Consider the following 13,758-nt stretch of genomic DNA (forward strand, 5'->3'; position numbering starts at 1 on the left):
CACCGGCCGACCGCCGCCGCCCGGACGCGACACGGTAGCGTCGGTGGCGATGCCGCGAAAACCGCTGACCCGCGCCGTGCTGGACGAGCGGCGCGCCGCGCTCGGCCTGCCGCCCTACGGCGGACCCGACGAGCCCGCCGCGCTGCGCCGCGCGGCGCTCGACACCGTCCTCGCCGCGGCCGCGGCGGGGAGCGCCGAACCGTCCAGGCCGGTCGTGATGGGAGCGGTGCGGTTCCTGCTCGACCGGCTCGCCGAGCTGGCGCCCGGCCGTTCGGTGGAGGTCCGGGTCCCTCCCTACGCCGCCGTCCAATGCGTCGACGGCCCGCACCATACCCGTGGTACCCCACCGAATGTGGTGGAGATGGACGCCGTCACATGGATAGACCTGGCGACCGGGCGCCTGGCCTGGGCCGACGCGGTGGCGGACGGCCGCGTCCGCGCCAGCGGCGCCCGCGCGGACCTATCGGAGCACCTCCCGCTGCCCCTCGACCGCGAGCCGCTCACCTGATCTCACGGGCGGGTGTCGGCCTTCGCGAACGGGAACTCGCGTTCGACGCAGCCTCGCCGGGACGTGTCGTCCGGGTAGCGCGCCTCGTCCCCGCACTGGGCGGCCTTGCTCAACAGCCAGAAAAGGACGCCCGCGCCTATCGCGAGGGCCAAGGACGAGCAGACGACGCCCACCAGCGCGGGACGGCGGTCAGCGTCCCGGCGGACGAGGCAGACCGCCCCTAGGACGAGCCCGCCGAGCGCGGGGATCATGCCCGCGAAGCAGAGCAGGAGCCCGGCCAGGCCGGTGATTCCGAGCACCTGCGAGGTCCTGGCCAGAGCGCTCCGCCGGGGCGGTGCGGGCGGCGAGTACGTCTGGTACCCGGGCAACGTCATGCGGTCCCTGCCTTCCTTGGGGGACGCCCCCCGGACCCCCGAGGCGGAGGACGCGTGGTCCCCGCTTCGCTCGGTCATGCGCCCTCCACGTGTCGGTCACCAGATTCCCCCGCACTACGTGATGCCCATGCTTCACAGGCGTAAAGGTCGGTTAAGGAGATGCCACCGATCGGAGCAGGTGAACCGGGCATCTAGACTGGCTGGCGTGCCTCTCCGTGACGGTCGACTGAGCCACGACATCGATCCCTCCGACCGCCCCCCGCAGGACGCATGCGGGGTGTTCGGCGTCTGGGTCCCAGCGGACCAGGCGTCCAGGGCCGAGGTGAGCAAGCTCACCTACTACGGCCTGTACGCCCTGCAACACAGGGGGCAGGAGTCGGCGGGCATCGCCGTCAGCGACGGCTCCCGCATCGTCGTCTTCAAGGACATGGGCCTCGTCGCCCAGGTCTTCGACGAGTCGGTCCTGAACACCCTGCGCGGCCACATCGCGGTGGGTCACTGCCGCTACTCCACGACGGGCTCGCCCACGTGGGAGAACGCGCAGCCCACGTTCCGGTCGTCGGACGCGGGCGGGCTGGCGCTCGTCCACAACGGCAACCTGATCAACACCCCGGAGCTGGCCGGGCGGCTGGCGCCCGGCGTGCTGACCGCGACGACCGACACCGAGGTCCTCACGGCCCTGCTCGCCACCAGTGGCGACGGCGGCCCGCTGGCCGCGGCGCGCGAGATCCTGCCCGCCACCCGCGGCGCGTACTCGCTGGTCTTCATGGACGAGGGAACGCTCTACGCCGCCCGCGACCCGGAGGGCATCCGCCCCCTCGTCCTCGGCGCGCTGGAGGACCGCGGCTGGGTCGTGGCGTCCGAGACGGCCGGGCTGGACATCGTCGGCGCCCGGTTCGTCCGCGAGATCGAGCCCGGCGAGATGGTCGCGATCGACGGCGACGGGGTGCGGTCGGAGCGGTTCGCCGAGGCCCGTCCCAAGGGCTGCCTGTTCGAGTACGTCTACCTGGCCCGTCCCGACACGACCATCGCGGGACGCAGCGTCCAGGCCACCCGCGTGGAGGTCGGCCGCCGCCTCGCCCGCGAGCACCCGGTCGAGGCCGACATGGTCATCCCGACGCCCGAATCGGGCACCCCGGCCGCGATCGGCTACGCCGAGGCGTCCGGCATCCCCTACGGGCAGGGCCTGGTCAAGAACTCCTACGTCGGGCGGACGTTCATCCAGCCGTCCCAGACGATCCGCCAGCTCGGCATCCGCCTCAAGCTCAACCCGCTGCGCGAGGCGATCGAGGGCAAGCGGCTGGTCGTGGTGGACGACTCGATCGTCCGCGGCAACACCCAGCGCGCCATCGTCGGCATGCTGCGGGACGCGGGCGCCGCCGAGGTCCACGTCCGGATCTCCAGCCCGCCCGTCTCCTGGCCGTGCTTCTACGGCATCGACTTCGCCACCCGCGCCGAGCTGATCGCGGGCAACCTCTCGGTGGAGGAGATCCGCGACTCCATCGGCGCCGACTCGCTCGGCTACATCTCCCTGGACGAGCTCATCTCCGCCTCGCACATCGCCAAGGACAACCTGTGCCGGGCCTGCTTCGACGGCGTCTACCCCATCCCGGTGGAAGAGGCCGCCCGCGGCAAGCACCTGCTGGAGGTCGGCCGATGACGTCCTACGAGGACGCCGGGGTCGACATCGGGGCGGGCGAACGCGCCGTCGAGCTGATGAAGTCCCGGGTGGCCCGGTCACGCCGTCCCGAGGTCGTGGACGACGTCAGCGGCTTCGCGGGCCTCTTCGACGCCTCCGCCTTCCTGCGCTACAAGCGTCCCTTGCTCGCGACGTCCACCGACGGGGTCGGGACCAAGGTCGACCTGGCCCGGCGCCTCGGCGTCTACGACACGATCGGGCACGACCTGGTCGGCATGGTCGTCGACGACCTCGCCGTATGCGGGGCCGAACCGCTGTTCATGACCGACTACATCGCCTGCGGCAAGGTCGTCCCGGAACGGATCGCCGACATCGTCGGCGGTGTCGCGGACGCCTGCGCCCTGGCCGGATGCGCCCTCGTCGGCGGCGAGACCGCCGAGCACCCCGGCCTGCTGGAGGCCGACGAGTTCGACCTCGCGGGCGCCGGGACGGGCGTCGTCGAAGCGGACGCCGTGCTGGGCCCCGACCGGGTCCGCCCAGGGGACGCCGTCATCGCGCTGGGTTCGTCCGGCATCCACTCCAACGGGTACTCGCTCGTCCGCCACATCCTCGCCACCACGGACCTCACCCTCGACTCACGTCCCAGCGAGTTGGACCGGACGCTGGGCGAGGAGCTGCTCACCCCGACGCGCATCTACGCCCAGGACTGCCTGGCCCTGGTGAACGAAGGCGGAGTGCGCGCCTTCGCCCACATCACGGGCGGCGGCCTGGCCGCGAACCTGGCCCGCTCCCTGCCGCCCACCGCGGACGCCGTGCTGAACCGCTCGTCCTGGGAGGTCCCGGCGCTGTTCCGCGTCCTGCAGGCGCACGGCGACGTCCCCTGGCCCGAGATGGACAAGACGTTCAACCTCGGCGTGGGCATGGTCGCCGTAGTAGCCCCCGAAACCGCCGACGCGGCCCTCCGCCTGCTGGCGGCACGAGGCGTCCCCGCATGGCCACTAGGCGAGATCGTCCCCGGCACAGGGCAGGCGGCCTACGCCTGACACCCCCATGGCCGCCCCTCAGAGCCACGCTGAGCCCCCCACGGACCTCAATGGCCGCACGGGTAGCCCACGGCACCAACGCCCGACGACAACGCCCCTCAGCCGCGAACGCCACTGACCAGCAATGATGATCACAACAGCGAGGACGAAGGACCCGGCCGCCGCTGTCACGACGAGTCGCGAACGGCACCAAGCCCCGAGTGGAGTGTCAGAGACCCCGGCCACGTTTCCCGTGTTGGGGGGCCGGAGGCGCCCCAGCGCCGGAGGCCCCCCAACACGCCGGACGGTGGGGCGTTTCCCGAGCCGCGAACGCGGTCTCGGGAAACGCCCCACCGTCCGTAACGGGGGTTCCAGGGGGTCGCCCCCCTGGGAGTCAGGGCCCGTCTTTGCGGTCCTCGGTGCCGTAGTCATCGGCATAGTCGGCGTACTTCTCGGCGAGCTCGTCGTAGGAGTCGTCGCCAGACTCGCTGACTCCCAGTTCGCTCTTCAGGCGGTCGAGGTCCGTGTTGCCGCTGTTGTACTTGAGCTGTCGGGCAACCTTTACCTGCTTGGCCTTGGCTCGGCCGCGACCCATTGGCTCGACCCCCTCGATGGTCAGGGCTTTCGTGGGCCCATCAACGCGCGCGTGTACCACACGAACCGGTGCCTGATGAGCCATGCGTCAGTCACGGGTACAACCGTACCCGTTTTGCGCCCGGCTCGGTACATAGACGGAACGTGGCGGCGCCCTTGTTGCTGATGGCAACAGTGTATCCGGTGGTCACGGGTAGGTGCCAAAGGCCGCCATGGGGACGTTCCCACGGCGGCCGTTCGGCGGTTCGAACACGCGAATGTTCAGATTCCAGGAGTTAGAGGAGGATCGTCCGGAGCCTTCCGACTTCGGTCATCCGGCGCTCCGCGAGCCGATCGGCGGCGACCGCCGGGGGGACGCCCTCGTCGTCGGCGAGCGCGAAGATCTTCCGCGTGGTGTCGTAGATGCCGGTCGCCCGCGCCTTGGCACGGTCGAAGTTGAAGCCTCCGATCTCGTCCGCGACCTGGATGACGCCACCGGAGTTGACGACGTAGTCGGGCGCGTACAGCACGTCACGGTCGGCGAGGCTCTTCTCCACGCCGGCGTGGGCGAGCTGGTTGTTGGCGGCTCCGCAGACCACCTTCGCCTTGAGCGCGGGCACCGTGTCGTCGTTGAGGGATCCTCCGAGCGCGCAGGGCGCGTACACGTCGAGGTCGGTCCGGACGATCGCGTCGGTGTCCGCGACGACCTCGACCTCGGGGTGCGCGGCGCGGACCCGTTCGACGGCGGCTTCGCTCACGTCGCAGATGACGACGTCCGCGCCGTCCTTGACGAGGTGCTCCACCAGGCGGTGGCCGACCTTCCCGACGCCCTCTACCCCGACCCGCCGACCACGGAGCGTGGGATGGCCCCAAACCGTCTCGGCCGCCGCGCGCATGCCCTGGAACACGCCGAACGCGGTGAGGATGGACGAGTCGCCCGCGCCGCCGTGCGCGACCGTCCGTCCGGTCACGTACGTCGACTCGCGGGCGATGACGTCCATGTCCTCGCTGAACGTGCCGACGTCGCACGCGGTGTAGTAGCGGCCGTTCAGGGACTGGATGAAACGTCCGTACGCCCTCAGCATCGCCTCGTTCTTGTCGACGGACGGGTCGCCGATGATGACGGCCTTGCCCCCGCCAAGATCGAGCCCGGCCAGGGCGGTCTTGTACGCCATGCCCCTGGACAGGTTCAGCACGTCCGTGAGGGCCTCGTCCTCCGAGGCGTAGGGGAAGAAGCGGGTGCCTCCCAGGGACGGGCCGAGCGCGGTGGAGTAGATGGCGATGATGGCGCGCAGGCCGCTGGCCTCGTCCTGGCAGAAGACGACCTGCTCGTGGTTCCCGAAACGCGATGTCCCAGGGGTTTCAGCGGGGTCGCCCCCCTGGGTGGCGTGTTCGGCGCCCTTGTGGGGCGTCCCGAAGACATTAGGCACGGTAGTGCCCTCCTCTCTGTCTCTAAGATCAGCCTAGGACGCGGGATAGCGGCGCGCTTGGGTGAATCTCATGTCACGATGCGATGGTGCTTCCGTACGCCGCGTACCTACGGGTTTATGAACCGGTGACCGCCTTCCCGGAGCCCGCGCGGACCCTGTGGACGGTCTACGCCGACTCCAGGCGCCGCCCGCGGCGGATCCACGCGCTCGGCGTCGAGCACCGCGACGCGGCGCGCAGGCTGACCGCCTCACCGGCCGATGCGGTGCCGGAGCGGGAGAGCCGGGACGCGTACGTGCGCCGCCTCGACGACATGGTCTACGTGTGCCCCTGGGAGACGCGGCTCCGCTCGTGGCTGGCCTTCGAGCGGTTCCGGGACATGCACGCCGCGGACGTCGCGGCCGCGTTCGTCCCGCCGCCGGCGGCGGAGCGGGCGACGGCCGAGTTCGAGCGGTGGAAGCGGTCCGGGCGGACGCTGCGCCCGCACATCCTGACGAGCACCTGGCACATCCCGCTGGACTGGTTCGTCCCGTTCACCCGCGATGAGCGGTGCCTGATGCTCGGCACGCCCGGCACCGGGTACCGCCGGTCGGACGAGGCGCCCGAGCAACACGCCGAACCGCCCGTCCCAGGTCAGGGCCCCGCGACGGCGGCGCCCGCGCGTACCCTCATCTACGTCACCTCGATGGGCGAGGCGCGGCGGCGGGTGTCGGCGGCGCTGCCGGTGGTCCGCGAGAACCTGGGCGACGGGACGGGCGACGTGTACCTCCTGTCGGCGGGGCGGCTGGACACGCTCGGCCGGTGGCTGGAGGTGTTCCACCCGAGGTCGCTCGTGGAGCTCGACTACGGAGGGCTCGTCCACCTGCTGGACGACCGGGCCCTGAGCGCGGACGAGTCGGTCGCCGAGATGACCGTCGCGCTCACCGGGATGGAGCGCGGTGAGGTCGAGCTGACCGTCGCGATGTACAAACGGCTCCTCGCCCGATGGCGCCCCGTACGGGCGCTGGAGGCCGCGAACTAAAACAAATTTCCCGAATCCGCGCGCGATACGACTATACGTGTCGCTAGAATCACGCAGCGTGACCCACTCGCCGCCGGAGACGCGCCGCTCCCCGCACACCGGGGGATGTTTGCACGCAACTACCGCCAGGAACTTGCTTGTTGCGCTGAGTGGTGGCAAGGTTACACGTTGTGATGTCATAGTGGCTCTTTCGGGCCATAGGGGACATCAGTGACCGCGCGAGGATCAATCGCAGGATCGCTGTCATCGGTCCACGGAGGAGAGGCCGCAAACATGTCAGCACGTACGCCAGAGGCCGAGCCCCTGCTGACGCCGGCGGAGGTGGCGACGATGTTCCGCGTCGACCCCAAGACCGTCACGCGGTGGGCGAAGGCGGGGAAGCTCACGTCCATCCGTACGCTCGGCGGGCACCGCCGCTACCGCGAGGCGGAGGTCCGGGCCCTGCTAGCGGGAATCCCGCAGCAGCGCTCGGAGTGACCGCTGCCGTGCTCTGCGCGGCGGCCGCGGCCGGAGCCGGCTGAGACCGGCGGCCGGGGCCGGCGATGACGTGGGGGGACGGCTGCCGCAGGCGTTGCTGCAGCCGTGCACGTTCGCGTCGCCCTTGGTGCGGGCCTTGAGAGCGTCCCGCACCAAGGGCGGCCCGTGTTCGCACTGGTCGTGTTCGCACCGGTCGTGTTCGCACTGGATCGTTCGCGCGCTGCCGCTCGCCGCGCTCACCCGGGGAGTGTTCACGCACCGTGGTCGCGCCGCGCTCGTCGCGGCGCGTCAGGGAGCCGCTGCGGGGAGTCCGATGGCCCCGCTGACATGCACGGAATTTGGGACACGAGTGACTTTTTGTCCACATGAGGACAGGGCCTGAGCAGGCCGACGCGGAGTCCAAAATTGGATAAAGCGTCCAAACAGTGACCTGCGGCGGGCGGGTCCGGGGCTCAGCCCATCTCCTCGTGGGCGAGGCGGTCGAAGAGTTCGCCCGTGCCCGGGTCGTGCCGTCCGGCGGCGTGGAACATGACCACCAGGTGGTCGACGAGCAGGGCCTCCAGCTGCGGACGGGTCACATCGCGGTTGTCCAGCCAGTCCAGCCCGGCCGTCTCGACGGCGGCCATCCATGAGCGGAGCGTGATGCGCAGGACGGGCGACGGGGTCACGACGTCCAGCGAGTGGAGGATGCGGTCGAGCAGCAACTGGCGGATGCCGTCGACGATCTCGCCGACCTCGCCCGAGCGGTCGGCGGGCCCGCCGCGCAGCAGCGCGGTGTAACCGGCGGCGTGGCTCTCCACGAAGTCGAAGTAGCGGCTCAGCGAGATGCGCAGCCGGTCCAGCGGCTTGCCCTCGGTCGGCGGCTCCAGCAGCACGGACAGCTGTTTCGCGGCGCTGCCGAGCGCGGCGAGGTACAGCTCGTACTTGCCGCCGAAGTAGTGGTAGACCAGCGCGCGGGACGCCCCGGCCGCCGCGGCGACGTCGTCGATCGAGATGTCCTCGGGCGAGCGCGTGCTGAACAGCTGCAGCGCCGCCTCGATCAGCTCGTCCCGCCGTTCGTCGACGCTGAGCCTGCGACGTGCGCGTCCGCCGCTCTGCCGGCCTCGCGCCTTGCCGGCCACCGCTCGATCACCCACCCGGGAAGCGTATCCGAGCCGGGGACCCCGAGACCCTCCGGCGACGTGCGGACCGGGCTTTTCACCGGCTCGTGATCAACATTCGGCGGGCCTGTGATCCCGAACACCACAGCCCCGAACCACCATTGTCGGATGCCCGTTACTCGCTGTTGCGGCAGTTTGGGGGGAAGGCGCGGCATCATGGCATCTCCTCCCGAGCGGAGGACGGTCCGCGCGAGACTCCCACCGCGCGTGTCGTCGCGGCAGGTCCTGCAGGTCCCCCTGGACGGAGTGCCATGTCAGCTGATGAAGCGAATCCCCCGCACGACAGGCGGGGCGAGGGTGCGGTCCCCCGGCCGCGCAGCGAGCCCTCTCCCGCCGCACGCGACGAGGGGAGGGCCGTGCCCGCGCCGAAGCCGACCATCCGCAACGTCGCGGAGCGTGCCGGCGTCTCCAAGTCGCTCGTCTCACTGGTGATGCGGGGGTCGCCCCATGTGAGCGAACGCCGAAGGCAGGCCGTCCTCCAGGCCGCCAGGGAACTCGGCTACCGTCCGAACGCCGTGGCGCGGAGCCTCGTCGAAGGGCGCACCCGGTTGATCGGCGCGATCGTCGCCGACCTGCACAACCCGTTCTTCGCCGAGTTCCTCGACGGGTTGCAGGAGAGCCTGCACGGCGCGGGCCTGCGGATGCTGGTCGGCAGCGGCCGCTGGGACCCGCTGTTCGAGGCCGAGGCGGTCGAGGCGTTCCTGGAGATGCGGGTCGACGGGCTGGTGCTGCTGAGCGTCGTCCCCGAGTCGCTGAAGGAGGCGGCGGCGAGCGTCCCGGTCGTGGTCGTCGGCGAACGCGACGTGGTCGGCGTCGACATCGTGGTGGACGACGACGAGCTCGGCGCGAGCCTCGCCGTCGACCATCTCGTCGAGCTCGGCCATCGCCGCATCGCGCACATCGAGGGCGCGCGCTCGACCACGGCGCGTTACCGCCGCGCCGGATACGAGAAGGCGATGCGGCGGCACGGGCTGGCCGAGGAGATCATCGTCGAGGCCGGCGACTTCACCGAGGACGGCGGCTACCGCGCCGCGGGCGCGCTGCTGCGCCGCGACCGGCGGCCGACCGCGATCTTCGCGCCGAACGACCTGGTCGCGACCGGCGCGCTGTCCGCCGCGGACGAGCTGGAGATGCGCGTCCCGGTCGACCTGTCGATCGTCGGCTACGACAACACCCATCTCGCCGCCATCCGGCACATCTCGCTGACCAGTGTCGACCAGCCCCGCCGCGACATGGGGCGGGTGGCCGCCGAGATGCTGACCGCGCGCATCGGCGACCCGGCCCGCGCGGCGCGGCAGAACCTCGTCGTCCCGCACCTGGTGGTGCGTTCGACGACGGGCCCGGCTCCCGAGTTGTGAGCGGGCGGCCCCCGGCCGCCGTGACGTCCCCCCGCCTCGATGTTCGCTCCCGTCTCAGTGCTTTCGTCACCGGTGCCGTCCCGTCATGCCCGGACGTCCCCGCCCGGCAGGCCCGCGCCCGGCAGGTCCCCGCCCGGCAGTTCCCCGAACGGGTGTGGGCGCGGTAAGGGGCCGGTCAAGACTGCCGGATTCCCCGGCCGGTGGCGGCCCCCCGGCGGGTTAATGGGGACTCCACCGTCCGGGCGGGCGGATCCGGGTGGCCTCGGGGGGAGGCCGCCCGGCCGGGGACCCCGCCGGACGGAGACCGGGAGAGTCCACTAGGGGGGTCAGCTCGTGCGTGATCCGGAACTGGTGTCGTGCGCGCAGCGCGCGGCGAGCGAATTGGAGCGCGCGTGGTCGGAATGGCGGCACGCGCGCGGCCTGGCCGAAGAGGTCGCCGAGTCCGTCGCCAGCTATGTGGCCCACTCGATCGACCATCCCTGGGGACGTCCGCGCGTGGTCCTCGGCCTGGACGCCGACGAGGCGCGCGCCCTCGCCGCGCTGCTCGGCAAGGACGACCCGCTCGGCTGAGCGTTCCCTGCGGGGCGGACCGGCGCGGGACCGGCGCGGACCGGTTTCGCGGACTTCGTTTGACGAACCTCCGGCGGCGTGCAGACTGTCAGGGTCGGTAACGGCGACGTCACGGAGGATGCGGCCGGTGCGAATCCATCGAGGCGGCCTCGCGGTCGCCTGTCTCGCGCTGAGCCTCGGCGCCCTGACCGCCTGCAACGAGTCGGGCGACCCGGCCGGCGGGGCCGAGGCGGCCGACCCGCCCGCGGCGTCCACGGCGCCCCCCGGCTCCCCGGGCACGCACGGGAAAAAGGGGACCGGCGGGTCCCGCGCGCTGGCCGGGAAGGTGATCGTCGTCGACCCGGGGCACAACGGCGGGAACGCGTCCCATCCGTCCGAGATCGGGAAGCAGGTCCGGATCGGGAACGGCACCAAGGAGTGCGACACGACCGGGACCGAGACCCGGGACGGCTACGCCGAGCACGCCTTCACCTGGGACGTCTCCAACCGCCTCGCGAAGCTGCTGCGCGCGCGGGGCGCCAAGGTCACGCTGACCCGCCCGGACGACAAGGGCGTCGGCCCCTGCATCACCGAGCGCGCCGCGGTCGGCAACCGGCTGAAGGCGGACGCCGCCGTGTCGATCCACGCGGACGGCGCGTCGCCGTCCGGGCACGGCTTCCACATCATCGAGCCGGTCGCGGTCGGGAAGAACAGCGGGATGGTCGCGGGCTCGGCGAAGCTCGGCAGGGCGCTGCGCGACGCCTACCACCAGGGCACCGGCATCCCGTACTCGAACTACCTGGGCGAGAACGCCATCGACCGGCGGGACGACCTCGGCGGGCTGAACCTGTCGACCGTCCCGAAGGTCTTCATCGAGTGCGGCAACATGCAGAACAGGGCGGACGCGGCCAAGCTCGCCAGCGCGTCGTTCCGGCAGCGGATCGCCGAGTCGCTCGCCGGCGGATTCACGGCCTACCTCGGCTGACCGCCGGGCGGGCGGGCCCGGCGACCGGGCAGGATGGGCGGGTGCCCGATCCTCTTCTTCGTGTTCGCGAGCTGCTGACCGACGCCGGATACACCGTGGCGGGGGTGCGGGAGCTGCTCGGGCCCGTCGCGGGCGGCGCGCTCGCGCGGGACGAGATCGTCCCGGCCCTGCGGGCGACGCGCGGCGGTTCGCCCCTGGAGGCGCTGACGCGCCTGTTCTGGCTCCAGATACCGGTGGACGCGGCATCGCTCAAGGCGGACGCGTTCCTGGACGCGGGCTTGGTGGAGGAGTCGGCCGGGGAACTGCGGGCGCGGCTGCGCGTCGAGCCGCTGGAGTCGGTGGACGGGGACGGGGACGGGCATGCCGGGTACGTCGTGTCCGATCTGAAGATCAGGCCGGGGTCCGGGCGCGTCCCGGCGGGCGATCACGTGGTGGGGGCGGGCGGCGCGTCCGCGAACCTCGCCCGGCTCGTTGTCCACAGGGCTGTGGATAACGTGCTCGACGTCGGGACGGGCTGCGGCGTCCAGGCGGTGCACCTCGCGGCCCGGAATCCCGGCGCGCGCATCACCGCCACGGACGTCAATCCGCGCGCGCTCGACCTCGCCGCGATGAGCCTCGCGCTGTCCGGTGACGGGGCGCGTCCGGAGTTCCTTGAGGGGTCGCTGCTGGAGCCCGTCCGGGGCCGCCGGTTCGATCTGGTCGTGTCGAATCCGCCGTTCGTCGTCGCGCCGTCGGACGGCCCCCGGTTCACCTACCGGGAGTCCGGCCTGCCGGGCGACGAGTTCTGCCGCCGCCTCGTCGCGGCGGCCCCCGCGCACCTGAGCGAGGGCGGATACTGCCAGCTCCTGGCCAATTGGCTGCACGTCGACGGCGTCCCCTGGGACGAGCGCCTCGCCTCCTGGACAGACGGGTGCGACGCCTGGATCGTCCAGCGGGACGTCCAGGACCCGGCCGAGTACGCCGAGTTGTGGCTGCGCGATTCCTGCGAGGCGGGCACGCCCGAATACCGCGCCCGGTACGACGCGTGGCTCGACCACTTCGAGCGGCAGGGCGTCACGGGGATCGGGTTCGGGTGGATCACGCTCCGGCGGAGTGACCGTCCGGTCGTCCGGGTGGAGGAGCTGCGGCACGCGGTCGAGCAACCCGTCGGCGGGTACGTCGGCGACGTGCTCGACGGCCTCGCCTCGGCGGCGGAGTTTTCCACAGGCTGTGGACGGCCGCTGGCCGCCGCGCCGGGGCTCGTCCAGGAGCAGATCGGCCCGCCCGGCGCCGAGGACCCGGAGCGCATCGTGCTGCGCCAGACCGGACGGCTCCGCCGCGCCGCCGACGTCGGGACGGTCGCGGCCGGGCTCGCGGGCGTCTGCGACGGCACGCTGCCGCTCGACCCGCTGCTCGCCGCGATCGCCCAGCTCACCGGCATGGACGAAGCCGAGGTCAGATCACACGCCGACACCGTCCTGCCCGAACTGATCGCGGACGGCTTCTTCCACTGAGCCCGGCCGCGGTCAGCGGCAGGGCTTGGTCAGTGGCGGGGCGTTGGTCAGCGGCGGAGGCGGTCAGTGGCGGGCGTCGTCCAGGGTGCGGAACGCGCTGGCGCGCAGGCGGCGGGACAGGCCCCGGTTGACGCGGTGCGCCCACAGCGGCCCGCCGTACAGCATGCCGGTGTAGCCCTGGACGAGCGTCGCGCCCGCCCGGACCCGCTCCCACACGTCGTCGGCCGTCTCGACGCCGCCTACCGAGATCAGCGTGAGCCGTCCGCCGGTGCGGGCGCGGAGGCGGCGCAGGACGTCGAGCGACCGCTCCTTCAGCGGCGCGCCGGACAGCCCGCCGGTCTCCTTGACCAGCGCGGGCGGGCTGAGCAGGGCGTCCCGGCCGATGGTGGTGTTGGTGGCGATGACGCCGTCCAGGCCGAGGTCGAGGGCGAGGTCGGCGACGGCGTCGATGTCGTCGTCGGCGAGGTCCGGCGCGATCTTGACGAGCAGCGGGACGCGCCGCGCCGACGTCCGGTCGGCCGCCTCCCGCACCGCCGTCAGCAGCGGGCGCAGATGCTCCACGGCCTGGAGGTTCCGCAGGCCGGGGGTGTTGGGGGAGCTGACGTTGACGACCAGGTAGTCGGCGTACGGGGCGAGGCGCTCGGCGCTCGCGACGTAGTCGGCGGCGGCCTCGGACTCCGGGACGACCTTCGTCTTCCCGATGTTGACGCCGACGATCGTGCCGGGGCGGCGGTCGCGCAGCCGCCGCGCGGCGGCCTCCGAACCGGCGTTGTTGAAGCCCATCCGGTTGACGACCGCCCTGTCCGGGACGAGGCGGAACAGGCGGGGGAGCGGGTTGCCGGGCTGCGGGCGTCCGGTGACCGTCCCGATCTCGACGTGGCCGAACCCGAACGCGCCGAGCGCCTCGTAGGCGACGGCGTCCTTGTCGAACCCGGCGGCGAGCCCGAGCGGGGACGGAAAGTCGATCCCGAGCGCGCGCACGGCCAGCCCCGGGTCGCGGGGCGCGAGCAGCCGCCGCAGCAGCGGCACCGCCCCCGGCACGGACTGGATCACGCGCAACGCGCGCAACGTCAGGTGGTGGGCGGTCTCCGCCGGGACGCGGGTAATGACCAGTGAGAACAGGAGTCGATACATCGTCCCGCAATTATCCCAGCCGCCGTCGCGGGCGGGC

The 13,758-nt window shown here is 72.1% G+C and carries 14 protein-coding genes; 9 read left to right on the forward strand and 5 right to left on the reverse strand.

All coding sequences use genetic code 11. The annotated features are described in order from the left end of the window. The first annotated feature begins 49 nt into the window (after positions 1–49). Complete coding sequence (locus tag FXF68_RS10580) at positions 50–508, forward strand: sterol carrier family protein (RefSeq protein ID WP_148758738.1); 459 nt, start codon at positions 50–52, stop codon at positions 506–508. 2 nt (positions 509–510) lie between these two features. Here the strand turns inward: FXF68_RS10580 and FXF68_RS10585 are convergent, their stop codons facing one another. Then, positions 511–882, reverse strand: coding sequence for a hypothetical protein (locus FXF68_RS10585; protein WP_148758739.1), 372 nt, complete (start codon positions 880–882; stop codon positions 511–513). A 205-nt stretch (positions 883–1,087) separates the two neighbouring features. Here FXF68_RS10585 and purF point away from each other — a divergent pair, with 205 nt between their 5' ends. Both purF and purM read left to right on the forward strand, forming a co-directional pair. Beyond that, entirely contained in the window at positions 1,088–2,542 is a 1,455-nt protein-coding gene (gene purF, locus FXF68_RS10590; protein WP_148758740.1) for an amidophosphoribosyltransferase, read from the forward strand. Next, the gene (gene purM / locus FXF68_RS10595; protein ID WP_148758741.1) at positions 2,539–3,564 is read left to right on the forward strand and encodes a phosphoribosylformylglycinamidine cyclo-ligase; all 1,026 of its coding nucleotides are present in this window, start codon (positions 2,539–2,541) and stop codon (positions 3,562–3,564) included. Before purF ends, purM begins: the two co-directional genes overlap by 4 nt. A 373-nt stretch (positions 3,565–3,937) precedes the next feature. Here purM and FXF68_RS10600 read toward each other — a convergent pair whose 3' ends face one another. Both FXF68_RS10600 and FXF68_RS10605 read right to left on the reverse strand, forming a co-directional pair. Then, entirely contained in the window at positions 3,938–4,138 is a 201-nt protein-coding gene (locus FXF68_RS10600; protein WP_067897422.1) for a DUF3073 domain-containing protein, read from the reverse strand. Positions 4,139–4,412: 274 nt separating this feature from the next. Next, a complete protein-coding gene (locus FXF68_RS10605) occupies positions 4,413–5,546 on the reverse strand; it encodes a Leu/Phe/Val dehydrogenase (protein ID WP_148758742.1) in 1,134 nt (377 codons plus the stop codon). Positions 5,547–5,629: 83 nt separating this feature from the next. Here FXF68_RS10605 and FXF68_RS10610 point away from each other — a divergent pair, with 83 nt between their 5' ends. Both FXF68_RS10610 and bldC read left to right on the forward strand, forming a co-directional pair. Beyond that, complete coding sequence (locus FXF68_RS10610) at positions 5,630–6,565, forward strand: DUF8083 family protein (RefSeq protein ID WP_483902913.1); 936 nt, start codon at positions 5,630–5,632, stop codon at positions 6,563–6,565. Positions 6,566–6,838: 273 nt separating this feature from the next. Continuing rightward, the gene (bldC, locus tag FXF68_RS10615; protein WP_012850682.1) at positions 6,839–7,042 is read left to right on the forward strand and encodes a developmental transcriptional regulator BldC; all 204 of its coding nucleotides are present in this window, start codon (positions 6,839–6,841) and stop codon (positions 7,040–7,042) included. A 452-nt stretch (positions 7,043–7,494) separates the two neighbouring features. Here bldC and FXF68_RS10620 read toward each other — a convergent pair whose 3' ends face one another. Further along, positions 7,495–8,178 (reverse strand): TetR/AcrR family transcriptional regulator, encoded by a 684-nt coding sequence (locus tag FXF68_RS10620; RefSeq protein WP_148350447.1) that lies wholly within the window; start codon positions 8,176–8,178, stop codon positions 7,495–7,497. 380 nt (positions 8,179–8,558) lie between these two features. Here FXF68_RS10620 and FXF68_RS10625 point away from each other — a divergent pair, with 380 nt between their 5' ends. From FXF68_RS10625 to FXF68_RS10640, 4 genes are all read left to right on the forward strand, one after another. Beyond that, positions 8,559–9,560, forward strand: a complete 1,002-nt coding sequence (locus FXF68_RS10625) for a LacI family DNA-binding transcriptional regulator (protein ID WP_148350448.1) — start codon at positions 8,559–8,561, stop codon at positions 9,558–9,560. 333 nt (positions 9,561–9,893) lie between these two features. After that, on the forward strand, positions 9,894–10,130 hold the full coding sequence (locus FXF68_RS10630; protein WP_148350449.1) for a hypothetical protein: 237 nt from the start codon (positions 9,894–9,896) through the stop codon (positions 10,128–10,130). 118 nt (positions 10,131–10,248) lie between these two features. After that, positions 10,249–11,094 (forward strand): N-acetylmuramoyl-L-alanine amidase, encoded by an 846-nt coding sequence (locus tag FXF68_RS10635; protein WP_148758743.1) that lies wholly within the window; start codon positions 10,249–10,251, stop codon positions 11,092–11,094. A gap of 41 nt (positions 11,095–11,135) precedes the next feature. After that, on the forward strand, positions 11,136–12,587 hold the full coding sequence (locus FXF68_RS10640; protein ID WP_148758744.1) for a DUF7059 domain-containing protein: 1,452 nt from the start codon (positions 11,136–11,138) through the stop codon (positions 12,585–12,587). Between the two features lie 63 nt (positions 12,588–12,650). Here FXF68_RS10640 and FXF68_RS10645 read toward each other — a convergent pair whose 3' ends face one another. Beyond that, positions 12,651–13,721: a quinone-dependent dihydroorotate dehydrogenase gene (locus FXF68_RS10645; RefSeq protein ID WP_148758745.1), complete on the reverse strand. Its 1,071-nt coding sequence runs from the start codon at positions 13,719–13,721 to the stop codon at positions 12,651–12,653. Positions 13,722–13,758 lie beyond the last annotated feature (37 nt).

This window comes from Actinomadura decatromicini, from assembly GCF_008121305.1.
GTDB classification, from domain to species: domain Bacteria; phylum Actinomycetota; class Actinomycetes; order Streptosporangiales; family Streptosporangiaceae; genus Spirillospora; species Spirillospora syzygii.

Bases quoted from the DNA above. Each gene is read 5' to 3' on its own strand.
- purM (WP_148758741.1), top strand. From the start codon at position 2,539: ATGACGTCCTACGAGGACGCCGGGGTCGACATCGGGGCGGGCGAACGC.
- FXF68_RS10600 (WP_067897422.1), bottom strand. From the start codon at position 4,138: ATGGGTCGCGGCCGAGCCAAGGCCAAGCAGGTAAAGGTTGCCCGACAG.
- FXF68_RS10635 (WP_148758743.1), top strand. From the start codon at position 10,249: ATGCGGCCGGTGCGAATCCATCGAGGCGGCCTCGCGGTCGCCTGTCTC.
- FXF68_RS10585 (WP_148758739.1), bottom strand. From the start codon at position 882: ATGACGTTGCCCGGGTACCAGACGTACTCGCCGCCCGCACCGCCCCGG.
- FXF68_RS10645 (WP_148758745.1), bottom strand. From the start codon at position 13,721: ATGTATCGACTCCTGTTCTCACTGGTCATTACCCGCGTCCCGGCGGAG.
- FXF68_RS10580 (WP_148758738.1), top strand. From the start codon at position 50: ATGCCGCGAAAACCGCTGACCCGCGCCGTGCTGGACGAGCGGCGCGCC.
- FXF68_RS10610 (WP_483902913.1), top strand. From the start codon at position 5,630: ATGGTGCTTCCGTACGCCGCGTACCTACGGGTTTATGAACCGGTGACC.
- bldC (WP_012850682.1), top strand. From the start codon at position 6,839: ATGTCAGCACGTACGCCAGAGGCCGAGCCCCTGCTGACGCCGGCGGAG.